This window comes from Kordiimonas sp. SCSIO 12603 (genome assembly GCF_024398035.1).
Taxonomy (GTDB): Bacteria; Pseudomonadota; Alphaproteobacteria; order Sphingomonadales; family Kordiimonadaceae; genus Kordiimonas.
In genome coordinates this window covers 69314-94835 of sequence record NZ_CP073748.1, presented here as the reverse complement: position 1 = coordinate 94835, position 25522 = coordinate 69314, and the positions used below count along the sequence as shown (strand labels likewise).

The following is a 25522-nucleotide window of genomic DNA, read 5'->3' as shown; positions in this document are numbered from 1 at the left end:
GCAGATTAAGGTACAAGGAAATAAATCAGGGCACCGAGGAATACCGTAGAACCCCCGATGACGCGCAGGCTGTTCTTCAGCCGCATTTTTACTGTGAATAAAATGATAAACCCGAAGAGGGACAGCGCGAGGGTGAGATAAGCGGTGATATCAATGATCCACGGCCACACCGTGCCGGTATATTTGCCTTTGTGAAGATTATGCATTTTATCGGCAATTGTCGCGCGGCGGACGGTTACTTCAGCTTCGCCTGTAAGCAAATCAACAAACACACTGGCACTACCGCCAAGACCTCGATACTCAAGCTGATAGCCGTCGCCTAAATCTTCGTGGTTCTTCAGTTCACCTGGAATATAGATCTGGTTGGAAACCAGATCAGATAGGGCTTGAACAGGGTTATCTGCAGCGGATGCTGCTTTTAGATCGACTTCTCTGAGTGTTAGAATGTCGTCGGTTTTAACGCGGTCGCTCTGGAACCATTCAGGGTGGTTGAGCATCAAGCCACTGAGGGCAAAAAACAAAAGCAGAATGAAAGCGAGTGCCGATACGTATGTATGCAGCATCCGGCTTTGCCGGTACATTTCATTCTTTTTCTTCTTGATCTTCTTTTTGAACTCAGGCGAACGGAATTTGGCAGTAAACCCGTTCTCAATATCACCTGCCGCAGCGCCGGAACGCTGTAGATTCATATCACTTTGTTTAACAGCAGAAGGCATGGTCCATCCTTAGCTTTTCTTGCCAAAAACGACAGTTAAGTCACCAATTTCGCCTTCTGCAGGCTGTTGTAGCTTAAAGCCATTTTCGTCAATTTTGATGGCGATCTGCTTGTAGGTGTGGCCGCCGTGTTCGCGGGCCATTTCTACATGCAGGATATAGTCACCATTTTCGATAGAGTTACCAAAATCATCACGGCCGTCCCATGTGGCATTATAACGCCCCGGCATACGGGTTGGACGGCTTACACCGTCTACAACAGAATCAAACTTGCGACCATAACGGCGCCACCAAACATAATTTTCCTCCATCCATCGGCGGCTTTCGCCCAGCAACATAAGGCTGCGTACAAGTTTCTTACGAGGTGTTGTAACCCAGATACCAACGTAAGGGCGGCGATAATTACCTTCATCTACTTCAGGAATGGCGAAATCAATATTGAAGGTGAAATCATTATTCCAGAGAGTCTCTTCTGTTCCGGCACCTTTGGCCTGTAGTTTGTGCCAGCCGTTTGTTGGGAACTGGCGACCGTCTGGCGCAATAATCAATGCTTCGACATCTGTCATGGTGTTGATGAGCTTAAGGCCTTCTTTGATAGGCATAACAGAAAGTGCGGTGGCTAACGCGTCGGCTGTCATGGCATCGTTGGCAACAACGGTAGCGGCAGGCGCTTCGTTAACTGGCCAGCCGGTTTTCGGATCAATGATCTGGCTATAATCTGTGCCATCAACGGTATAGGTGCGAGTATTGTGCCCGCTGGATGCAACGGCTTTGGATGATAGCGAGAGCGTTGTCAGGTAATTTGCGTTATCTGCCGTGCCAAATGGATTGGCAACGCCTACATTCCAGTTAGCACCACTGCTGGCGTTCCTCCAATATAAGGCATCACCGCCTATATCCAGTTTAATGCCGGTTGCGTCTGGTACCTGTGCTTTTGCCGCCTTTAGGGCCTTGTCGAGGATGTAGCCTTTCGCGAGTGACGTGGGATCCAGCTTCAAGGAATTTGTTTCAATTGAATTGCCAGTTAGCGTGAATGTCGCTTCCCCAGAAGCGCCCGCGAGCCGTTTCATCCGTTCTGTGTTTGGTGTGCTGTTGTTGCGTGTAGCGTCCTTCCAGATGGCTTTGATCTCGCCAAGTCTGCAGCTAAGGCTGCCTGCGGTTTTAACGCGCCATTCCTCGCAAGCTTTTAAGACAGCTGCCATATCTTTGGAAACTGTGTTCGCGCCGCCGTTTAGGGCTGCGAGTTCACTATCTGCTTTGGTTGGGCTGAAGATATTTTCAAGACGGCTAATTTCCTGAAGGGCAGCGTCGATTGCTTCTTTAGCTTTTTTGTCGCTTACACCGTGCACAGCCATATCAAAGGAGGTGCCGAGAATATTTTCGCGGTGTTCTTCTGTGCTTGCAGTCGCTGGAGCAAATGCACCTGCTAGCAGGCTGAGGCTTGTAAGAAAAGTAGTGGTTTTAAAACGGTTCATCATAGATCTCGGAAATCAGGTCTGGACTGTTATAAGCCGCACACTTTTGTGTCCGGCTTTTTGGAGCGCTCGCAACACGGGGAGGAAACAGTTGCGGGTGCAGTTTTTATCAATTTTCACCAACAGAGTTTTGCCGTCTTTGGCTATGAGCGCGGTGGTGATGTTTTCAAGAGGAATTTCTTTATCGCTGAGGGCGACCTTGCCGTCCGCGTTAACAAGCAAGCGATCTTCCATGCCTGCGATATCAGCTTCTGCCTGAACGGACGGCGCCATAACATCCAGCATCTCTGGGCGAGATATCTGGCCTGCGATCATGAAAAAGATCAAAAGCAGAAACACCACATTGATGAGGGGAATAACATTTTCTCTTTCAGGGCGGACTTGCGGTTTCATAATCATTTGCCCTGCTCCCGCATTTGTAGCTTTACTTCCGTGAAGCCAGCTATGCCCAGCGCTTCGATCAGCTCAAGCGTTTGTTGGAGCGTTACTTCTTCACCAAGGCTGACATCAATTGGTTGCGCCAAGTCGTTTTGCATCAAAGCTTGGAATTCAGTAAGGTGGAGTGTTTGATCCTGGTGGCTTATCAGACCATCCGCCTGAAGCGTGATTTTCACGCGCTCAATTTTTTTATCTGAAACAGGAATGTTTGCTGTGCCTGTAGTAGGCAGCGAAAGTTCCTGCATTTGCTCAAGGCTCAGGCGGGAGACAATCATGAAAAAGATCAAAAGCAGAAATACCACGTCAATCAGCGGTGTGAGCGAAGGGCGTTTCCGTTTTGTTTCCATCACCTTTATCATGCCACTGCTTCAGCCTGTGGAATCGGTGTTGGGGTGATAGCTTCCAGTCTGTTCTCTTCTGTAGCGATCGATGCTCTGGAACCCTGCCATGCGGCAAGCATACCTTCAAAAGCATCAATGATATCGGCTTGTGTTTTTTGCACCCGGCCATCAAAGAAACTGAGAAGGGCAGATGCTGGAATAGCAACTACAAGCCCTGCAGCGGTGGTAAGAAGAGCGCCCCAGATACCGCCAGCGAGCGCCGCTGGGTCAGCACGCATACCGGCACCTTGAAGTCCCTGAAACGCTTCAATCATCCCGATTACGGTTCCAAGCAAGCCAATGAGCGGTGCGAGGGAAGCAATTACATCAAGTCCGCGCAGGTATGCATTCATTTGGAAGAGCGCGGCATTTGCCATGCGCTCCCCCTGTTGTCTTGGAAGTGTGTTGGTTTGCTCGCTCGTATGCATTTCTTCAAGCGCTGCATTCAGAACTTTTGCAACAGCATGGTTGCTTGCTGAGGTAATTGCTTTTGCTGCTTTGATGTTTTTTTCGGCAACAAAATTAATGACCTGCGCAGATTGTTCTTTGTGCCACCGGCCTGCACGCCACTGTTCAATCAACTTAAAAACAGTGATCGTCAGCACAATAATAGACATAGCGCTCAGGAGTATGGTGATAGCACCGCCAGAGAGAATGAGAGAAAGCAAATCCATTGGTTCTTCCAATCAGGTTAGTGAGCTGCTGAAGCTTTTGCTTTCTTCGGCTTCTGAGTTTCCTGCTGCTCCCGCTTTGGCGCAGGGTCATCATCGGCAATGAAACCATCTTTATTGGTATCAAGACGATCAAACATGCGAATGCCGGAAGCTTCAAATTCTTCCCAGCTCATAGCGCCGTTTTCATCTTTATCAATGGCTTTAAAGCGGATTTTTGTTTGCTTTTCTGAAGCTTTTACCGAAGCAGGGATTGCAGCAACCGCTGCTGCTTCAGCAGCGCCAACATATTCAATGCGGCTTAATACACCGTTGCCACTTTTATCCATGTTCTTGAACATGGTGTCGCGTACTGCGTGATGCTCACCGATGAGAACGATGTTATCACCGTTGGTGTCGTACTTTTTATAAAGCCCTTTATGCTTGCCGTTTGATTCCTTTTGGTCAACACGGCCATCATGGTTCGGATCATGCTTATAAAAATGTTCGTCTGACGCTACTTTATATTCTGCTGCCGTCAGTACATAGTCTTTGTTCGTATCCGTTTTGCGGAAGTTATCGAAAGCGTGCTGCGTGCTTTTAAGTTGGCGTTCTTTCAGCATGCTTTCATAGCGTACTTCAAATTCAGTAAGATATTCAGCTGGGCTGATAGTGCCATCACCATTTGTATCGGTGTTTGCGAAGCGGGCACGGCGCACCTGCGCAAATTCCTCTTTGGATACTTTGTTATCGCCATTCAGGTCATAGTCGCGGATCATGCCTGCTTTGAAGTGCGATGCTGGTAGAGCCGGGAATGTAACAGCAAGAACGCTTGCAGCAATTGCCAGTGTTGAAACAATCTTTTTCATGGGTCTTTTCCTTCGGGCCGGATTAACGCGCCGCTTCGAAAGTGAGTGTGTATGTATAGCTGTAAACAGGGGCTTTAGCGCCTTCGGGAGCTTTTACTCTGTGACGAGCGCGGGCTAGATAATTCCCTGGTTTTTCAGGTGTGAATTCGATTTTACCTTCGGCATCAGTTTTCAACTTGGCTACTGGCTCTTTTGCGCTGAAGGCACCGCTTGCGTCATATACAGGGATTTCAAGGCCAACCGCTGGCTTGCCTTCAAACAGCACAGTTAATTCAACTGGTTCACCTGCATAAACATCGTTGGGATGAGTGATAGGCGTAATTTCAAGTCCTTTGCCTGATGGTTTGAGAGCCGCTTCTGTTGGCGCACCTTTGGATACATATGTTTCTGCGCGTGTTACGGCCTGAAAATGTGCAGTTTCTTTTGCGCCTTCGGGCAGAGGTTCGCTTGGGTCTTCCATACGGCCTGGCTTGCCGTTTAGCTCATACATACGGAAGATGCGGCCATAGCGCATACCGGTGGAGAATTTATATGTGCCTTTGTCTTCAAGAGAATGCTCGATCACCACACGGGTTTTCAGATCACTTCGTGTATCTGGGGAAACCTGCTCGCCGTTTGGAGTGACGATGTAAAACTCGCTTCCAGTGAAAGCAGCTTCAGGCAAGAAGAACTTCTCAGCAAATGAGGCATCCAATGTAACCATTTTGCCAAAGGCCGGATCAAAGCTGATTGGAACAATATAGGGCGTGTGTGCCGATGCTGTGCTCGCGAGCAGTGCTGCTGCCCCAATGGAAGTAAAGAGAAGTTTGCGAAGTTTCATGTGCCTAGCCTCAATTAAAACTGAATGAATCAGTTAATAATGAAATTGAGAATGATTATCAAATATAAAATGTTGATTTTGTTAAATATGGAAGGGAGATATTTGTTCAGAGTGATTTTGGTGTTGCCTAATAGTGTCAAGAGCGCTTCTCTGTGCCGAGGTTATGCTCATTTGAAAAGCCAGAGATTTTATTTTGCGGCTTATTAGGCATTTAAAGTCTGCTGGGGCGAATCGTTGCAAGAAGGCTGGTCTTTAAGCCTCAAAAACTAAGGGTGCAATTGGAATATAACTAGCGGTCTACAGCAATCGGTCTATCGGTTAGTTAATCTTTCGGTTGGTGGTATGTCTTTTTATATATGATGCAGCTCTTTTATTATTAGGGGCGGCCTGAGGCGTCTAGCAATCAAAAACCTCCATGTTTGGGTTATGCTGGGCTGTATGTTTCTCCTTTATCGTAATTTCTTTTATGTGGCCTAATTCGGTTTTCCATATAGCGTTCTGCGCTTCAGTCTTACCTACCCCTTAATACCCAAGAGACATGATTTTAAATTCTGATGATTTACCAGAGCATTTTAATTTGTTTCTGGGGTCACGATTTTATGTTCGGCTCTGAGCGATTGCTTGGGGTGTTAACTATATTTTTCGTTGAGTCAAAAATTAAACCTAAGGTTGGTATTTTGTATCAAGATCTACACTAAAGTAAGTTTTGTTATACAAATATAATAAACGTAAAACGGTAATAATATGCAATTTTTAGATTCAGTTTCAGATATGAATAATGGAAGATTTCGATAAAATTATGAGTCTTTTTTCTGATTTTTTAGTATTTGAACCGCCATTCAAATACTAAAATCAGAAAAATAATGCTTTTTTCTATATGCGACATTTAGTCATCTGTGATCGGCATTCTAGATATTATATCGGCACCAGAATTTATATAAAATTGTTAGAAAACAATAGTTTATAACTATAACTTTGGTAATGTTAACGATTTAGTGACTAGACTTTCTGAGGGGTAATACCTACATACCCAACTGTCATGTTCCCTCATGACGGAAGCGCACAGTGCGGGTCCCTACCGTGCTTGCGGAATAGTTATTTTTCTCCCTGTTTAAAATGACTATCCGGGGGGGGAGTTTTAGATTCCCCCTCAATGTATTCTACCTGTGGCATAAAAAGCACAATCTTAAGTTAATTCAATTTATACTAGAAAAGCGATGCTGTTTTTTCGAAGACTTTTCATGCCGTTCTGGTTTTAAGTCGCCACTTCTTCTTCTTCATCATAGGGATTGAAGGTAGCTAAAGGGAAAAGTATGTTTGGATTAAATAAAAAGACTAAGAACGCGTTTTTGTGCTCGGTTGCTGTTATTGCAAGCCTAAGCACTGGCGCTGCCGCTCAGGAAATTGACGACGACACTCTAGAGGAAGTTGTTGTAACAGGTACGCGTATCAAGCGTTCTGGCGCAACTGCACCGAGCCCGGTAACTGTAATTGGTGCTGAAAGCATTGCACTACAGGGTGAGGTAAACATTGCAAACTTCTTGAACCAGCTTCCAGCACTTGGTTCAACACGTAGTGCAGCAGCTTCAACAGGCTTTATTGGTACAACAGGAACGAGCTTCCTTGACCTGCGCCGTCTTGGTACTGCGCGTACACTTGTTCTGCAAAACGGCCGTCGCCATGTTGGTACACAGGCTGGTTCCGCTGCGGTTGATATTAACTCAATTCCGCAGGAACTTGTTGAGCGTGTTGAGGTACTAACTGGTGGTGCTTCTGCGGTTTACGGTGCAGATGCGGTAACAGGTGTTGTTAACTTCATCACTAAGAAAGATTTTGAGGGTGTTTCCATTTATGGCCAGGCTGGCCAGGCTGATGAAGGCGACGCATTCAGCTATACAACACGTATCGTAGCTGGTGATAACTTCGGTGATGGCCGCGGTAATGCGGTACTATCTGTTGAATGGTCTGAGACCGATGGTTTCCTGGCGACAGATCGTTCAGAATCTCGTCGTAATCTGTCGTTCCGTCCGAATCCAGCAAATGGTGATACGCCAACAAACACAAATGATGGTATTCCGGATGAAATCCTTTTCGAAGGTGTGAGCCTGAACTTCATCAACGGCCCTGGTATTTTCCGTAACCGTACAACGGGCGAAGATTTTACAATTACACCAACAGGTTTCCGCCCGTTTGATATTGGTGAAAGCATCGGCGGTGGCCGTTCTATCAACGGTACTGGCGAGGGTGTTCCTCTTGATGTAATCGGTGGTTCTCTTCAGGGTGACAGCCAGCGTGCGATTGTAACTGCATCTATCAATTATTCTTTCCGTGAAGAACTAAATCTCTTCATCGAAAGTAAGTATGTAAACTCTCAAGCTTTCTCTGAAGGTACAGGTAGTTTTGACACATTTGGCCGTGGTCTGAATATCAGTGCAGACAATGGTTTCCTAAATGATGAACAGCGCCAGTTCTTCGTAGATCAAGGTATTGATTCTCTAGGTGTAAGCCGTATTGATAACCTGTTCCCACGTACAAGTGATACTGAGCGTACACTATTCCGCGGCGTGATCGGTTTTGAAGGTCAGTTCGAAAATGGCATTAGCTATGATACATCGTTTGTATACGGTCGTTCGAACGTAACCGTTGCTCAAGGTAACAACCGTATTAACGACCGTTTCACAGCTGGTGTGGATTCAGTAATTGATCCAGCAACTGGTAATGTTGTGTGTCGTTCAGATATTGATCCAGAAGCAGCTGCTGCACTACCAGACTTTGCAGTAAATGGCTGTGTTCCGATCAACATTCTAGGCGAAGGCAACATCAGCCAAGAAGCTGCTGACTACTTCTTGTTCACAGATACTCTTGTAGAAAATCTAGAGCAGAAAGTGGTGGCTCTTAACGTTGCTGGCGATTCAACAGTATTTGGTTTTGAACTACCAGCTGGCCCAATTTCATGGGCGATCGGTGGTGAGTACCGTGAAGAAGATGCCGATTCAACACCAACAGGTATTGACCGTCTTGGCGTAACTTTCTTGAACGTTATTCCGGTTACTCGCGGCGGATTTGACGTGAAAGAAGCATATGCAGAGGTTTCTGTTCCGCTTCTGTCAGGTGTTACATTTGCTCAAGACCTTTCCATTGATGCAGCGCTTCGTTTGTCTGATTATTCAACAGTTGGGAACACAACGACTTATAACGTTGGTCTGAACTGGCAGCCAATTGATGATCTGCGTTTCCGCGGTACTTACAGCCGTTCAGTACGTGCGCCAAACATCTCTGAGCTATTCGGCCCACAAAGCCAAACTTTCTTCGGCTTTGATGATCCATGTGATGTTGATTTTGTTGACCAAGGTAACGAAAACCGCGCTGCAAACTGTCGTGCACTTGGTATTGACCCAACAACATTCCAAGAAGACGAGACACGTGGTACACAGCCTGGTCTACAAGGTGGTAACCCTAATCTTGGTGAGGAAAGTGCAGATACATACACAATCGGTGGCGTGTTCACACCAAGCTTCGTACCAGGTCTGACACTAACTGTTGACTATTGGAATATTGATATCACCGATGCGATTGATACAGCATCATTCCAGAATATTCTGGATAACTGTGTGGATGCTCCAAACATCAACAACGCATTCTGTGCGGCAATTACACGTGATGCATCTGGTCAGGTTGTTGAAGCTGTTCGTATTAACAACAACATTGCTGGACTGAAAGCATCTGGTATTGACTTCGAAGTTAACTATCAGTTCCCAGTAGAATCACTAGGCCTTGGTGATTATGGTGATATCCAAATCCGCACCCTTGGTACATACCTGATCAACCGCGACGATTTCCCATTCCAGACTGCACCTGATGAAATCGACGAGGAAGCTGGTGAGCTAGGTGATCCAGAATGGTCTGTTAACACAAGCGTAAACTGGAATATCGGTCGCTTTAACCTGAACTATGAAATTCGTTTCATTGACAGCCAGCTACTGGTTGAACAAGACGACCTTGAAGCTGATCCGGATCTACAGTTCCCATTCAGCACAGGTTCTGCTTGGTACCACGATGTTCGCGTAGGTTATAAGCTTACAGACAATGTTGATCTGTTTGGTGGTGTGAACAACCTAACTCAGAAAGTGCCACCAGTTGGTCTTTCTGGTGCAGGTACAGGTTCTGCTATCTTTGATAACATCGGCCGTTTCTACTACTTCGGTGTTCGCGCAACATTCTAATTGATCTTTGTTGGTCAGTTAAAGATCAGGGGGCTACGGCCCCCTTTTTTGTTCAAACCAGTAAGGGAAATTTTGAGTGATTGGAGTTTGGCGACTAGCTGTGCCACTTGGGCTGTGCAAATGCGTCTTTAAGGAAATCAATGAAGGTTTGTACTCGTGTAGCCCGGTTGGTTCTGCTTGTTACGAGAGCGACAACTGGTGCAGCGGGTAGATGAAAATCACCAAGTAGTCTTACAAGCTTTCCGTCACGTATATCCTGCTGAACGGCCCATTCAGAACGCTGGATGATCCCCAACCCCTGATGCGCCCATTTTTGAAGCGTCTCACCATCATTTGCAGACATTTGAGATTTAACTCTTACATTGACCTGTTGCTGGATATCGTCATCCGCAGATTTAAATGACCAATATGTGTCATCTTCCTCATTCTCTCGCAAAGTTAGACATACGTGATTTATCAAGTCTTGTGGTGTTTCCACCGAAGGGTGGGTTTCAAGATATTCGGGGGAGGCGCAAACAAAACGCTCGTTCTCAGCTAACTTGATAGCAATTAGGCCACTATCAGCGAGAGGTGCTACCTGAATTATAATGTCCCAGCTTTGATCAGGGAGTTGCGCAAGATTATCGGAAAGAGTTAGGTCAATAGATACATCGCTATGTTTTTGCCTGAAATCAGCAATAACTGGTGCAATATAATGTCTTCCAAACCCGAGGGGAGCCATAACTCTTAGCCTGCCAACAATCTTTTTTTGACGATCAGCCAGCTCTGAGGTCATGCTATCTATATCAGCAAGAATATTGATCGCTCTTTCAGCTAAAAGCTCGCCGTCAGATGTGAGCAGTACGCCTCCGCGGCCTGACCGCTCAATTAAGCGTAAACCCATTTTTGTTTCTAAAGAGGAAAGGCGTTGGCTGACCGCTGGTGGGGATATGTTCAAATCCCTTGCCGCAGCGGCGAGAGATGTGTTTTTTGCCAAAGCGACAATAAATTCCATATCTGCAACAGATATCATCACAACCTCTCTCTATAGTTACGCTTCATTGTCGGACCAATGTTAAACCGTGGTTTTCTATAACTACCGCATATAGAAAACCTGTGTAATCCCTGCCGCTGTTAATTGAACAATAAGAGCTGCTTAATGGCAGGGCTACCTGATTTTCACTACCTTAGTACTGAAATTATCAGATGAGGTTTGCTATGCTGGAAATTCATAACCTATCAAAAAAATATTCGAATGGTGTACAGGCACTCGATAATGTGAGCCTTGAGATAGGGAAAGGTATGTTTGGCTTACTGGGACCGAACGGAGCTGGTAAATCTTCTCTGATGAGAACCATCGCAACACTTCAAGATGCAGATGCTGGCAACATTACTTTTAACAATATTGATATCAGCAAATCCCCTCGGGAATTACGCTTACAGTTAGGATATCTGCCTCAGGAGTTCGGGGTCTATCCAAAATTTTCGGCATTTGACCTGTTGGACCATATGGCAACGTTAAAAGGTATTTCTGATAAAAAGCAGAGACATGAGCAGATTAATGCTCTTCTGCATCAGACAAATCTGTTCGATGCCCGCAGGCGCGCAGTAGCAAATTTTTCAGGTGGTATGAAACAGCGATTTGGTATTGCCCAAGCGCTACTTGGGGACCCTAAACTTATCATTGTTGATGAGCCCACTGCAGGGTTGGACCCGGAAGAACGTAACCGTTTTCACAACCTTCTTAGCGAGATTAGTGAAAATATTATTGTGCTGCTTTCCACGCACATTGTTTCTGATGTTGAAGATTTATGTACGCGTATGGCGATCTTGTCAGGCGGAAAAATTCGCGAATGCGGCCACCCGACGGAGTTGATTAACCGATTAACAGGCCGTGTATGGATGAAGGCTATTGGAAAGGCGGAAATAGAGCCTTTTGAACGGGATTATCAAGTGCTGTCGCGGCAGCTTCACCTGGGCAAGATACAGGCCCGGATATTGTCAGAAGTTTGCCCTGAAGATGGCTTCAAGTGTGTAACACCAACACTTGAAGATGTTTATTTTAATACATTGCAGCAGGGTTAGGCTATGATTGGCACATATTGTAATTTTGAATGGCAATATCATACCAAACAATTAGCGTTTGTTATTACCTTCGCCGTATTTCTATTTCTTGGACTTATTCTTACTTTTAATTTCAGTAGTGGTGATGGGGGTGTTCATACAAATTCACCATATCTTATCACCTTTAAATTTGGGCTGATTTCCTGGCTTGTAACCTTCGTTATTGCAGCTTTTTGTAATCGCGCCGTGTTGCGTGATTTAGATAGCAATATGTCTGAGTTGGTGTTGTCGACTTCCATTACCAAGAAGCAGTTAATCATTTCACGCTTTGCTGGGGTTTTACTGTCTTCAATATTGGTGATGCTAGCTGTACCGCTTGGTATGATGCTTGATTTTATTCTAACATCAAATGCCGCAGCATCAGCGGCTAGTTTTAAGCTTTTTGATTACATCTGGCCCTTCCTGGTCATGATAATGCCGACTGTGTTTTTCATCAGTAGCTTTTTGTTTTTTATTAGTGTGGTGACGAAAAGCCATATTGCGACATATTTGGCGGCTGTCATGCTTTTCGGGATGTATATGTTTTCATCCACATTCATTGGTTCCCCATTGCTTTCAGGAACAGGATCAGTAGTAGCAAGTTCGGGAATTCAGCAATTAGCCGCCCTTGTTGATCCATATGCCGTTTCAGCCTTTTTACAACAAACAGAATATTGGAGCATTCAGGAGCAAAACGCTTTGCTGGTGGGGTTAAGCGGTAATTTTCTTATTAACAGATTGTTATGGACAGTTAGCGGGGGCGCATTGCTCTGGCTCGCCTTCAAAAAGTTTAATATGCAGAAGGCATATGTTCATGAAAAATCAGCTGATAAAGAGGTAGTGGTAGATAGTATTCAATTGAAGGGCATAATCCCTTCGGTTGCTTGCAAGGTTAATGATCTCAAAAGTGTGCTTTCTTTAATAAAGATTGAATCAAATCTTCTGATTAAAAGTAAAGTATTCTGGATAGCGATGACCATTTGGGTTGCTTTCGTGAGTGCTGAAATGCTCACTGTTATCGCCAAGTTTCCTTTCAGCAGCCCGGCACTCCCCACTACAGCAGCGCTTATCAAACGCTTCCAGCCTGATCATTTGCCAACATTTGGGTTGTTGATGCTGATTTTCTTCAGCGGGGAAGTTTTCTCCAGAGAAAAGAATATAGGCATCAACTACATTTTGCATGCTTTGCCGATTAAGTCTTTAGGGTTTCTGTTTGCGAAAGTTGTTGCTCTTAGCGTTATCCCTGTTGCGATGATCACACTTGCTATAATGGCAAGTATGGTGCTGCAACTGCTCAATGGGTTTTATGAATTTGACCTTGGAGTATATGCATCACTGTATTATTTCGGGCTAATTCCACTTGCTATCAATGGTGCGATTTGCGGATTTTTTCAGATTATTGGCAATAATAGATATGTTGGCTTGTCATTTTCATGTTTGTTTTTTGCCGTTTTTTCCGCTGACCTTGCCATCCCGTTAGGTATGGAACATCCCCTGTTTCACTTCGAGCAATTTCTACCTGCTCCTTACACAAAATTCAGTGGGTATGAGACAAGCTTTGAGGCTTTTAGTGCCTACCAACTATATTGGCTGGCATGTGTAACGCTGCTGTTGGTAGGGGCAAGTAAGATATGGGCAAGAGGCAACCGTACGCCCTATAAGAACTTAACTTTGGTAAAGTTGACAGATTTTAAAAACATCTCTCCTATCCCCGTTGTTGCAACCTGTATTGCTTTAATTTCCGGCAGTTGGATTTTTTACCAAACGAACATCGCAGCAACCTATCAACCGCCAAGTCGTATCGTTGCTAATAAGATTGCCTATGAGCGTACGTTTGCGGCCTTTCAAGATGTGCCTCAGCCCGCAGTTACAGCAGTTACTGCTGAATTGGAGTTGATGCCAAAAGGGCGTGCTTACCGTCTCGCCGGACAGATGGAACTCGTCAATCAAACAAGTGCTGATATATCCCGGATTTTAGTTGGTGGCGCTTCATTTGCGGAAAGTGAATTTGAAATCATTGATGCAGAAATTGTAGATGACAATATTCAACATAACACGGCTATTTTCGAACTAAACACTCCTTTAAAACCAAATGAAAGGACTACACTGAATTTCTTGGTGAACCATCAGCAGTCAGGTTTTAGTAACAGCCGGCCTGTGAATACAATTACCCAATCGCATGCTTTTATTTTCTTGGATCGGTATGTTTTGCCAACCATTGGGTATCAAAAAAAGCGGACTATAGTCAGGTCCCGTTTACGAAAAGAACATAATCTTCCGGCTATGCCTGCTATGGTGAAACCAGAAGCTGCTGTGGCTGTTGATGGTAGTGATCTTGAAAGGCAGGGTAACTGGGTCACACTTGATCTTACAGTAGCAGCACCAGATGATTTCACGGTTGTAGCACCTGGCAAACTTGTAGGTTTGGAAAAGTCTTCAAAGGGAACAATACATCGTTTCACCGCGCGGCAGCCTATTCGCAATATTCTGCCTGTTGCTGCGGGTCGGTATATTGGTACAGAGCAAATACATAGCGGCGTTAAAACAACGGTATATTCATCTCCTAATTCTTTAAGGAATGTGGACCGTATACATGAAGCTGCAGCGAACGCGATTGCATATTTTTCCGAGATATTCGGACCGTATCCTTATGAAGAGTTGAAGATTGTTGAAGCACCGGCTTTTGCGGGCATCACAATAAGAGGCTTTGCTGCACCCGGGATGCTGCTTTTCGGGGAACAATCGATTTTCAGTTTGGATATACGTAACCTGCAGGACGATAAGATTTTCATTGATCATGTGTCTCGCGTGGTTGCTCGTGAAATTGCCCGGCAGTGGTGGGGACATAGTTTAGCACCCGCGAATACAGATAAATATGAAGGGGGTGGTTTATTCCTTGAAACTGTGGCTCGTTATGCCGAGTTACTCTCGCTTGAGAAGCATCAGGGTAGGGATATTATGCTTGGCTGGCTAGGAGTTGAACATGATCGGTATCTTTCAGGACGGTCAGGACTTTCTTCTCCAGAAGTGCCTCTATACCGAGTTCAGGACCATCAAAATTACCTTTCCCATTATAAGGGTGTTATGGCGTTGCATGCACTGAAGGAAGCCCTCGGAGAAGGTGCGGTAAACGGTGCTCTACGAGAAATTTTGGATAAACATAGCTATCCAAGAAGGTCGCCTGTTTCCGTTGATTTGATCGCTGTGCTCAAAAAATATGCCCCCATCCAAACGCATAGTTTGATCGATGAATGGTTTAAATCTGTCGCGATCAATGAAATTAGTATCAAAGCAGCACAAGCGACAGAGTTAGAAAATGGTAAATATGAGCTTGATTTAACCGTTGCGGCTATAAAAACCATTGTTGATGAAGTTGGCAACTCAGATGCTGGGCAATTTGCACAAGACATCAATATTGTTGTCTATAATGCTAACGGTGAAATGATATATGAAGCAGAGCATAACATCTTGCAGTTAGGATCTCAGTTGACAGTGAAGCTCGACGAGAAGCCAGTTGAAGTTATTCTCGATCCATACTTAACCATTATTGATCTGAATAGAGATAATAACCGCATAAGCATGGAGTAGATGAATGGTCTCAGCCTTTCCAATGATGGAAAGTATGGTGTTTATTGCCATCCCACGTGAGATATATCCTCGCTGGCTGAAACTTGAGCTGTATGTTTCAAAAAGGGTGTTTTCCATTCAATCAGGTTAATATCATCCAGAAAGGTATCAGCAGCGCTGGCGGATAGGTTTTCCACCTCTATTAAAATTCGAATACTGCGGGTACCAACACGTGGACTGTCAAAATTAATGGTATGTTGTTGCCAATGATTACTCATCCTTGTCTTACCAAGCAGGATACGTGGATTATCATTGAGAGCTGTGAAAAGTTTATCTCGAGTTTTACGGCGCTGCATATATATTCGTACTTCAACTGACTTTGTAGCCTTGCCTGCGAAAGATAATGTCATTGGATTTCCTGGAGCAAAAACTCTGGTAAATTTACGCATGCCAGTGGTTATTTTCTCACTGCCATTTTGAGAAATTTTCAAAGCATTTTTCCCAGAAAGGCTTTCTTCAGACGAAATGGAGATTTGTGGATGCAAATCAAGCCAGCTTCGATCTGGGGCATTAAATGTCGCATAAGCTTCGAAATCGCCGCGCGCGAGGATATCTTCACCTAATCTTAGTTTGCGGCCTTCTTTACCTGAAATGTCAGGAAGGGATGACCATTCGAGAGTTTGAAGGGACTGAACAGTGCTGTCTGTATCTATTACCCGCGCACTGAGTGCATCTGGTTGTATATTTTCAGCGGTGATATAGCCGTGCCCACCAGTTTGCTTGAGGTAGGTATGCCTTTTTGCCGATAATGTGCTGATACGTTTCATTATGCTGTGGCGCATAGCACCTGTTGCTGGCGTTGGTTTGTAACCTTTCACGTAAATTGGTACGACTTCTGCTCGGTGGAACTTGCCGTTATCCATCCATACGTACAGAAGCGCGGTTTCTTGTGCGGCATAAAAATACTGATCAAATACAAAGTTACCAAGAGACCATGCGATCAAACTACCTTCATAGAGTTCAAGCCCTTGATACACATGGGGATGATGAGCAATGGCAAGTGCTGCTCCGGCGTCAACGGCTTGTTTGAGCCGTGTTTCTGTATCAAGTGAGGGTTCCTCCCCATATTCCAAGCTACCGTGATATTGCACGATGGGAATGGTGTTTTTTGCTTTGTCTCGTTTTACTGCAGTCAGGATGTTTTCTGAGGTGCCGAGAGCGGGCCCACCTTTGTTTTGACCAGCAGCCTGTGAAATTTTACCTGTTCCAGCCCAGCCGACATAACCTTCAAAAGCATATTGAGTGCCAGCGAGTGCTGTACTGTATGATGTTAGTGCTTCCTGTTCATTAAAGCCCGCACCCGAGTGGGGAACTTTATGTTTTTCGAGAGCTTTGAAGGTTTCTTCAAGGCCATAATCCAGATAGTCATAGGTATGGTTGTTGCCAAGCGTTACATAATCTATCCCTGCCCAGTTCAGGGCTTCCAGAGCGGCTGGGCGGGTAAAAAAGGTGACAGATTTTGGTGCTTTCTCATTTGGTTCTTCTTCGAATATCTGTGTTTCCAGGTTCGTGGAAGCAAAATCGGCCAGCTCCAGATAGGGCTTCATATGCGCCAGAATTGCCTTCATGTCCGCAACTTCACGGCCCCGGTGGATTAGTTGCGGTTCGCCTGCGTGGGGTTTGTAGAAACGACGCCCCATCATTGTGTCACCTGCAAACACCATTAATGTACGCCCAGAGGCTTTTGCCACCATAGAGATGGTAGGGATTTTGAAATTGGCTAGTTCCAGCTCATAATAACTGAAGGTTTGGAGCATGCTGTAGTGACCATCCGCCGAAATCTCAAGCTGTTGAATAGAGCTGTCTGATGTGTCGATGCTGAAGCTGCCATCAGCTTTGGTTTGTGTGGTCGAACCGCCAGTTGCGATTTGGGCTATGAGCGGCCGGCCGTTTTCATCAACGATCGTTCCTTTAATGGTTTCTGCCTGAACTAAGGTTGAAATGGTTATGATCGCAAGTACGCTTGCAAATAGCTTCATAAAAGGCCTCCCTGAATTCTTCTCAGTATGCCTTGGCAAGGGTTCTTGCTTCAATTGCTTAAACTTAGTAATCCTATAACTTGAATTCATGAGATTGGGGTTGTGGAGAAGATTATGCGGTTACGGCATATAGAAGTATTTCATGCGGTCTATTCATGTAATTCAATCAGTAACGCCGCTAGGCTTTTGAATGTATCTCAGCCTTCTGTAAGTAAAGTTCTGAGACATGCGGAAGATCAGCTTGGATATCAGCTCTTTGAACGGGTGAAGGGTAAGCTTATTCCTACTAGTGAAGGACGGCAGCTCTATCAGGAAGTTTCTAAGCTATATCTGAATCTCGATTCTATTCGGCGTTTATCTGAAAATCTGGGGCGAATGGATAACGGGTTAATCCGGCTGGCGGTTACACCTGCCTTGGCGCTTGATATAGTACCGCGGGCAGTGGCTTCTTTTATTGAAGTTCATCCCAATATTCGCTTTGATATAGAAACCCTACACCACGGCGAAATTATCAGTTCTCTTCTGGAGAAAAAAATCGATATTGGTATTGCCTTTGACCCTTCTTCTCACCCAGATATTGCGGAGCAATTTCTTCATAAATGTGAGTTCGTATGCCTCGCGCCAGAAGGAGAGAGGCTCCCCGACAAGTCAAGAATCTCGCTGCAAGACCTTGCGGGGAAAAACTTTATCAGCCTGAATGGTAAAGGGCCTTTGGGGCGCCTTCTGATGTCCCAGCTTGAAGGCAGCAATATTCAGCTTAACAATGTTGCAAATGTAGAGACATATCATATTGCCAAGACCCTCGCGAATTTAGGTGTAGGGTGTGCTATTGTTGATGAGATTACCGCCCGCTCCAATGAAGGTGAGACCGTGCAGGTGCGGAAAATGGCGCCGGCGCTTAAATTTAACATTGCGGCACTTACGCTTCAGAATGAGCTGGCTCCCATGGTTTGTCAGCAATTCCTTGGGCACTTTAGTGATAGCCTGGAAAGGTATTTGAGCGAGAACGGCTTAAATGTATAGCTTCAGGTTATGGGTTTGTGACGTATGAGAATTGGTTGAAAGTTTGAAGGCCGTGTAAGTTTGTAAAAAATTTGAATGACGTAAAGGGAGGGAACCCGTCATGAAAATGAAAGCTTTACACAAGATAGCTTTGCTTTCGAGTGCCTGTATGATGGCACATGCTGCGAATGCACAATCAGATGATGCTGATAAAGAACTGGAAGTTGAAGAAATCCAAATTGTCGGAACACAGATTAAGGGCGCATCTATTGCTGATGCACTTCCTGTTTCTGTTCTGTCGGCGAGTGATATTGCACTTACAGGCGCAGCATCTGGCGATGAGTTGTTTCGCTCCATTCCACAAGTAGGTTTTATTGCTTTTAATGAAACAGCCGTTGGCCCCGGTATTAACAGTGCACGCGGTGATGTTAACTCTATCAACCTGCGTGCGCTTGGTACCGGTAATACGCTTACCCTCCTAAATGGTCGCCGTATGGTGCTACATCCAGGTTTCCAAACTGAAAATCTGGTGCCTGTTGTTTCAGCAAATACAAATACTATCCCTACTTTTGGGGTTAGCCGCGTTGAAGTGCTCCGTGATGGTGCCGCAGCGATTTATGGTGCTGATGCTGTAGCCGGTGTGGTTAATACAGTTCTTAGAAATGATTTTGAAGGTCTCGAAGTGCATGGCAGGTACGGTTTCGCCGATAATACTGGCCGAGAAGAACTGACAATCAGCGCGAATGCTGGTTTTGATCTGAATGAAGGGGCCACTAATATCGCGCTATTTGGCTCCTATTATCACCGGGATGCAGTAGCTGCGACAGAGCGTGATTTTTCTGCTTCATCTGATCGTCGACCTCTTGTTGAGGGAACAGCATTTGAAGGCGATAGCCAGTTTAGAAATACCTCTATTAACTCACCGTTTGGTCGTTTCCGCGCCGATATAAGAATTGATGAATTAGGCGATGATGATTTCCATGTGCAGCCAGCATCTGGTGATTTCGCCTCAAGCTGTCTTCTGGACCGTGGTGATGGTGTTTGTTTTGATAATGGTACGAGCTTGGAAGACCCGCTTCGTTATGATTTTGATGTGCGCCGTACGCTGAACAGTGAGCGAGACAGGTATAATTTCTTTGGTACAATCACACATGAGTTTGAATCTGGCACCGAATTCTACGGAGAGGTGGGATACTACCGCGGTGTTGCCAAGGCTGATGGATCTCAGGGGCTTGTACTTTCGCCGCAGCGTTTTCTTATTCCAGCAACAGCATTTTATAATCCTTTCGGCGCTACAACACTGCCTGATGGTTCGCCAAACCCGAACCGTATTGCGGGGCTTACAAATGTACCTGATGAAGGTGTGGATATTCAGGTGCGTAACTTGCGCCCCGTGGATGCAGGCCTGCGTGTGACAACGGTAACTGATAATAGCTTCCGTATTCTTGGCGGCCTTAGAGGAACATGGGGTGACTGGGATTGGGATACAGCCATTCTATATTCCGAAGCGACGACTGAAGATTTCACGGAAAATCGTATTTCTCTTACATTATTCCAACAGGCAATTGCTCGTACTGATGCGTCAGCATATAACCCATTCGCCGGTGGCAGTTTAACGGACCTTGGGGGTGTGGGAACCAATACGCCTAATAGTCAGGAAACTATTGATTCCTTCCGTATCAATGTAACGAGGGATAATAAATCCACGCTATTCCTGACAGACTTTAAAGTATCAAACGGCAATATCTTCTCGCTTCCTGCGGGGAATGTAGGCTTTGCTGCCGGCGTTGAAGCCCGCAGAGAGAGCTTTGAAGATGACCGAGATGATCGCCTTGACGGTACAACAACCTTCACAGATCTGGTTTCTGGTGAGTTTGTAACCACAAGTGATGTACTGGGTTCTAGTCCAACACCAGATACATCTGGTAGCCGCTGGGTATTATCTGGTTTTGCAGAACTGGCTGTGCCGGTTGTTAGCCCTGATATGAATATTCCGCTCGTACAGAGTTTTGATTTACAGATTGCTGGCCGATATGAAGATTTCGAAATCTCTGGTTCTACTGTGAAGCCGAAAGTAGCAGCTTCATGGGTTGTGGATGATAATCTCATGTTCCGGGGAGCATGGTCGGAAGGATTCCGGGCTCCTAATCTGGTGCAAATTTTTGATACCGGTATTCGCCGCGTTAACACACGCGATGATCTCGTGATTTGTCAGGCCCAAGTTGATGCTGGTGAACTTGCATCGCTGGATGACTGTGCAGGCAGCGGTGTTGAAAGTGTTCGTTCTGGTAGCGGTGAGCTGCAAAATGAAAATACGACCCAGTATAATGTTGGTGTTGTTCTAACACCGACATTTGTACCCGGATTAACCTTCACAGTAGATTATTGGCGTGTGGATCAAAGTGGTATTGTTGGTATTTTTGGAGACCAGAACCAGATTGCGCTTGATTTGCTCCTTCGTTCACAAGGCAGTTCAAATCCGAACGTGGTGCGTGCAGCACCTGATCAGGATTTGATTGATACCTTTGCTTCAAGCAGTCTGGATGCAGCAGGTGAAATCATTGAGGTTCGTGATCCATATACCAACCTGAGCGACCGTAAAGTTGAAGGTTTTGATTTCGGTGTTGAATACCGCCTTGATACAGATGATTTGGGACAATTCACGTTCAAATTTAATGCAGCGAAATTGGGAACTTTCGATCAGGAAGCCGGTGCTCTTGGGCAACAACTTCTCGATGCTATCGAAGCTGGTGCTTTGCCTTCGTCAGTGGAAGTAACTGGACTTGGCGATTTGATTGAGCAAAACGGTCGTCCTGAATGGCGTTTCTCCTCAAGCCTTCGCTGGAGATCAGGCCAATGGGGTGCGGGGCTCTTTGGGCGCTATGTTGGTGCGTTCAATGATACTAGTGCGGATATCACTGTTGATGGCGAGCGCGTATTCTTCCGTGTTGACGATTGGTTTACAATGAACGCTAACGTCGATTACCGCTTTGAAGACGGTGCGCTTAAAGGCACACGCCTCAGAGTTGGTGTAAACAACCTGTTTGATCAGGATCCCCCTCTGGCTGATGAAAACTTTGGTTTCTTCGGATCAATCCATTCCTCTGTAGGACGTTTCTTCTATATCGATCTGACGAAGAAGTTCTAAAGGCCAGATGTTCTTCAGGAGGGCGATTGATTGCCCTCCTGCTTTTTACAAACCGATTGGGAAATCACATGCGTATCCTAGTGCTTGGCGCTGGCATTGTGGGGGTGACCTCAGCATATGCGCTGGCCCGAAAAGGCTATCAAGTCACTGTCATTGAAAAGAATTGCTCTGTAGCCACGGAAACCAGTTATGCTAACGGTGCCCAGCTTTCCTATAGCTATACTGATCCGATGGCCACACCCAATATGCTTAGGAAGTTACCCTCAATCCTGTTGGGGCAGGATAAAGCTTTTCAGGTGAAGGATATATTTTCTGAACATATGATCCGTTGGGGCTTAGGGTTTATGCGAAATTGCACACAGCGGAAAATGCATGAAAATATGCAAAATCTGATTGCCCTTGCGCATGAATCTTCTTCCGCGATGACCGCTTTTTTTGATGAACGAAACCCACGTATCCACAACAGGCGTTTTGGTAAGTTGATGCTGGCTGAGACAGAAAAAAGCTACATCGCCGGTGAAGCGAGAGCTGAGAAAAAATTAAGGCTTGGTGTTGATTATCAATGTATGAACCTTGATGAATGTTTGCGTCTTGAACCATCTCTAAAGGACTGGCAATTCCCTATTGCTGGCGGATTTTTTTCTCAATCAGATGAAACTCTTGATACTTGTAGTTTTACAAAAGAACTAGCGCGTATCTGTTATGAAGAATTAGGTGTGCGTTTTCATATGAATACAGAAGTACGCAGACTTATTCTGGAAGAAAATAATGTCTTGGGCGTGGAAACTAATAAAGGCGAATATTTTGCAGATAAGTCTGTCGTGTGTTTGGGGCCATATGCTCATACTTTTTTAAAGCGTTATCGCCTCAATAGTGGGCTATATCCGATTAAGGGGTATAGTTTGACCATGCCTAAAACAGAGACTTCGCCAAATATCAGTATTACCGATCTAGAGCGAAAGTTTGTGATGGCTCCGCTTCGTGACGCTATTCGGGTTGCAGGGCTGAATGATTTTGTAGGCTTTGACCGAGATATTGATAAAACCCGCACCAGTTATCTCAGGAATATTGCTCGGGAAGCTTTGCCAACTGCGGCAAACTATGAAAAAGTTTTCCATAAATGGTCTGGCCTCAGGCCAACAATGCCAAATGGTTTACCGCGGCTTGGTCGAACAAAGCTGGATGGGCTTTATATGAATATTGGGCACGGTATGCTTGGTTGGACTTTAGCAATGGGGTGTGCTGAGCGCCTTATGAGATATATCGAACAAGACAGAAAAAACACAGTGCCGGTTTATGGAGGAATGCACCATGCAGTTTAAATCAGCGAAGATTTTGGCTTTAGGGTTGTTTGCCTTTTCGGCACTGGCGGCTAACGCACAAGAGAATAATCTGAATTGTAGCTCAAGCACAGCTATGCTTTCCGCAGATTTCCCAATTGCGCGTATGAATGATTGTGAAGTTCTGAATAAAACCAGTTTCAAAATCACGATCACACCTGAAGATGAACCACCTATCAATCCAAGCCCATGGTATGCGTTCAGGGTCTCTCCACATGATAAGACCATCCGAGTGCAGATAGCGTATGAGCACGCGAACCACCGGTATCATCCAAAAGTAAGCTATAACAGAAAACAGTGGGCTGTGCTGAAGCCTAAATTCGTTAAAAAACTGTCGGATAATCTAATTGAAATTACCTTACCAGCGGATAGCAAACCTATGTTTGTTTCTGCACAGGAGTTTATCAGTAATGCGGATTATGAACTTTGGCTGGACCGTTTAGCTTCCGAGCCCGGAATTGAGAAGAAACTCCTTGGTGTGTCATCTGATAGGCGTTCGATTTTCAAACTTGAAAGTTTGGGAGCTGCACAAAATAAGGATGCTGATACCCCTTATTTTGTGATGGTAGGCAGACAGCATCCACCTGAACTTACGGGAGCGCTGGCGATGGTTTCTTTTATGGATACTGTTTTTGGCGACAGTGCGTTAGCGAGAGAGTTTCGCAGTATTTTTAATGTAATTGCGGTACCTAATATGAACCCTGACGGTGTATCCAGTGGCAACTGGCGTCATAACAATCGGGGTAAAGACTTAAACCGTGACTGGGGCCCATTTGACCATGCTGAAACTCAGTTAATGCGAGATGAGTTAGCTCAATTTTCTGACACGGAAGCTGATAAAGGAAAATCGCTTTGGTTCTTCCTGGATTTTCACTCTACTCGTAAAAACACGCTTTATACCCAGTATGATGATGCAGAAAATTTTATGCCAGGCTTTACGGCGGCATGGATTGGAAATGTGAAAGAACAATTAGGGGATATATACCCGTTCACGCGCGACCCTAGACATAATTCATCGCTGCCGACATCCAAAAATTATGTTTACACAAAGTATGGTATTTCGGCGATTACCTATGAGGTTGGAGACGAGACAGATCGGTCTGAAATCAATAGATCGGCCATCGTTTTTGCGGAAGAAATGATGAAAGAACTTCTGAAGCAGCACCGCGATGGTGCAAAGGCCCCTTATGATGAATAAACAGCTCCTTTTATTGGTTGGTTTGTTATTTTTCACTGCATGTGGAGAGAAGCCGAATGAAAAAATCAGCGCAGATTACCTGATTAAAGATGGTTTGGTGTATGTGGGTGATATGTCACGAGCCAAGCTACAGGATGTCGCCATTAAGGGGGATAAAATCGTTTTTGTTGGTTTAAACGGAAACCAACATGTGACGGCCGGAGAGGTGATCAATGCATCTGGAATGATTGTTAGCCCGGGTTTTATTGATATTCATACCCATGCACTTGAAGAATTGCCCGATACAGGACCTGTGCTGCATGAGAACTTTCTGACACAAGGTGTAACGACCATCTTTAGCGGAAATGATGGTCGAGGCCCTTTTAATATAGAATCAGCATTTAGTGATCTGGTTGAACGTGGGGTTACAACTAATATAGCACTTTTTGTGGGGCACGGCACGGTTCGGCGTGCGGTAATGGGGGATGCTGATCGAGCTCCAACTGCCGACGAACTGGAAGCTATGAAAGCGCTTGTTGAAGAGGCAATGAAGGGCGGTGCACTTGGTATATCCACAGGGCTTTATTATGCACCTGGATCGTTTTCTGATACCGATGAAGTTATTGAATTAGCGAAGGTAGCTGCTCGGTATGGCGGTGTTTACGAAAGTCATATCAGGGATGAAAGCTCCTATAATATAGGCTTGCTCGGTGCTGTGAAAGAAACGCTGGAGATTGGGCGCAAAGCAAACATTCCAGTACATTTTGCGCATATTAAAGCACTTGGTGTGGATGTATGGGGCCAAAGTAAAGATATTGTGGCCCTTGTGGAAGAAGCGCAAAAGAATGGCCAGCGTGTTACAGCAGACCAATATCCGTGGAAAGCGTCAGGCACCCGTATCAGTAACGCACTTGTACCGCGGTGGGCAATGGCTGGCGGCAAGGAAAAGCTTTTTGCGCGTCTGAAGAATGCTGAAAATAATCTTGAGCAAATCAAAGATGATATTCATGAAAATTTGAGAAAGCGTGGTGGACCAGATGCAGTTTTAATTACAGGTAAGCAAGCTGATTATATTGGAAAAACGCTTCGTGATTATGCGGAAGCAAACAAACTTACTTTCGTAGATGCTGTTATTGATATTGTCCTCAAAGGTGACGCTGGAATCGCGTCCTTTAATATGCATGACGAAGATGTTGAACGATTGATGAGCCAATCGTGGGTGTTAACAGGGTCTGACGCGGGAGATGGGCACCCAAGGAAATCTGCGAGTTTTCCAGAGAAATACCAAACCTATGTAAAGGCCAAAAATACGCTGACTATGAGCGAATTTATTCACCGTAGTACAGGCCTTACAGCTGATACTTTCGGTATTAAAAATCGCGGTTATCTTAAATCCGGGTTTTATGCTGATATTGTTATTCTCCACCCTGACCGGTACAGAGGGCAAGCAAGCTACTCAAACCCTCATGTTTTATCGGAAGGGGTGGAGTACCTTTTCATAAACGGGCAAGAAGCTATTACTGAAGGGCAGTTTACAGAAAAGAGAGCGGGTAAACCTTTGCCCCTTCGATAGGGGCGAGAGTGCGCGCATTAAGGTG

At 45.2% G+C, this 25522-nt stretch carries 17 protein-coding genes; 8 read left to right on the top strand and 9 right to left on the bottom strand.

Annotated elements, in window-relative coordinates; genetic code table 11:
- Positions 1–5: 5 nt before the first annotated feature.
- Genes KFE96_RS00350 through KFE96_RS00320 form a run of 7 tightly spaced genes read right to left on the bottom strand, consistent with a single transcriptional unit; the run spans position 6 to position 5346 of the window.
- A complete protein-coding gene (locus tag KFE96_RS00350; RefSeq protein WP_255834032.1) occupies positions 6–716 on the bottom strand; it encodes a PepSY-associated TM helix domain-containing protein in 711 nt (236 codons plus the stop codon).
- 9 nt (positions 717–725) lie between these two features.
- Complete coding sequence (locus KFE96_RS00345; RefSeq protein WP_255834031.1) at positions 726–2189, bottom strand: DUF2271 domain-containing protein; 1464 nt, start codon at positions 2187–2189, stop codon at positions 726–728.
- A 15-nt stretch (positions 2190–2204) separates the two neighbouring features.
- Positions 2205–2582 carry a biopolymer transporter ExbD gene (locus KFE96_RS00340; RefSeq protein ID WP_255834030.1) on the bottom strand — a complete coding sequence of 126 codons (378 nt, stop codon included), beginning with the start codon at positions 2580–2582 and terminating at the stop codon, positions 2205–2207.
- A gap of 2 nt (positions 2583–2584) precedes the next feature.
- Positions 2585–2974, bottom strand: a complete 390-nt coding sequence (locus KFE96_RS00335; protein WP_255834029.1) for a biopolymer transporter ExbD — start codon at positions 2972–2974, stop codon at positions 2585–2587.
- 8 nt (positions 2975–2982) lie between these two features.
- Complete coding sequence (locus KFE96_RS00330) at positions 2983–3681, bottom strand: MotA/TolQ/ExbB proton channel family protein (RefSeq protein WP_255834028.1); 699 nt, start codon at positions 3679–3681, stop codon at positions 2983–2985.
- Positions 3682–3698: 17 nt separating this feature from the next.
- A complete protein-coding gene (locus KFE96_RS00325; protein ID WP_255834027.1) occupies positions 3699–4526 on the bottom strand; it encodes a hypothetical protein in 828 nt (275 codons plus the stop codon).
- Between the two features lie 22 nt (positions 4527–4548).
- A complete protein-coding gene (locus tag KFE96_RS00320; protein ID WP_255834026.1) occupies positions 4549–5346 on the bottom strand; it encodes a DUF4198 domain-containing protein in 798 nt (265 codons plus the stop codon).
- 1313 nt (positions 5347–6659) lie between these two features.
- Here KFE96_RS00320 and KFE96_RS00315 point away from each other — a divergent pair.
- The gene (locus KFE96_RS00315; RefSeq protein ID WP_255834025.1) at positions 6660–9569 is read left to right on the top strand and encodes a TonB-dependent siderophore receptor; all 2910 of its coding nucleotides are present in this window, start codon (positions 6660–6662) and stop codon (positions 9567–9569) included.
- Between the two features lie 94 nt (positions 9570–9663).
- On the opposite strand, the gene KFE96_RS00310 is transcribed toward KFE96_RS00315, so the two are convergent.
- Positions 9664–10581: a LysR family transcriptional regulator gene (locus tag KFE96_RS00310; protein WP_255834024.1), complete on the bottom strand. Its 918-nt coding sequence runs from the start codon at positions 10579–10581 to the stop codon at positions 9664–9666.
- A 185-nt stretch (positions 10582–10766) separates the two neighbouring features.
- Here KFE96_RS00310 and KFE96_RS00305 point away from each other — a divergent pair, with 185 nt between their 5' ends.
- Complete coding sequence (locus KFE96_RS00305; protein WP_255834023.1) at positions 10767–11633, top strand: ABC transporter ATP-binding protein; 867 nt, start codon at positions 10767–10769, stop codon at positions 11631–11633.
- Between the two features lie 3 nt (positions 11634–11636).
- Positions 11637–15239 (top strand): hypothetical protein, encoded by a 3603-nt coding sequence (locus KFE96_RS00300; protein ID WP_255834022.1) that lies wholly within the window; start codon positions 11637–11639, stop codon positions 15237–15239.
- 41 nt (positions 15240–15280) lie between these two features.
- On the opposite strand, the gene KFE96_RS00295 is transcribed toward KFE96_RS00300, so the two are convergent.
- Positions 15281–17257 (bottom strand): CapA family protein, encoded by a 1977-nt coding sequence (locus KFE96_RS00295; protein WP_255834021.1) that lies wholly within the window; start codon positions 17255–17257, stop codon positions 15281–15283.
- A 114-nt stretch (positions 17258–17371) separates the two neighbouring features.
- Between KFE96_RS00295 and KFE96_RS00290 the strand changes: the two genes are divergently transcribed.
- From KFE96_RS00290 to KFE96_RS00270, 5 genes are all read left to right on the top strand, one after another.
- Entirely contained in the window at positions 17372–18280 is a 909-nt protein-coding gene (locus KFE96_RS00290; RefSeq protein WP_255834020.1) for a LysR family transcriptional regulator, read from the top strand.
- A gap of 100 nt (positions 18281–18380) precedes the next feature.
- Positions 18381–21407 (top strand): TonB-dependent receptor domain-containing protein, encoded by a 3027-nt coding sequence (locus KFE96_RS00285; protein ID WP_255834019.1) that lies wholly within the window; start codon positions 18381–18383, stop codon positions 21405–21407.
- A gap of 68 nt (positions 21408–21475) precedes the next feature.
- On the top strand, positions 21476–22729 hold the full coding sequence (locus KFE96_RS00280) for an FAD-dependent oxidoreductase (protein ID WP_255834018.1): 1254 nt from the start codon (positions 21476–21478) through the stop codon (positions 22727–22729).
- A complete protein-coding gene (locus tag KFE96_RS00275) occupies positions 22719–23945 on the top strand; it encodes a M14 family metallopeptidase (RefSeq protein ID WP_255834017.1) in 1227 nt (408 codons plus the stop codon). The genes KFE96_RS00280 and KFE96_RS00275 overlap by 11 nt, the downstream gene beginning before the upstream one ends.
- Positions 23935–25497, top strand: a complete 1563-nt coding sequence (locus tag KFE96_RS00270; protein WP_255834016.1) for an amidohydrolase family protein — start codon at positions 23935–23937, stop codon at positions 25495–25497. The genes KFE96_RS00275 and KFE96_RS00270 overlap by 11 nt, the downstream gene beginning before the upstream one ends.
- Positions 25498–25522 lie beyond the last annotated feature (25 nt).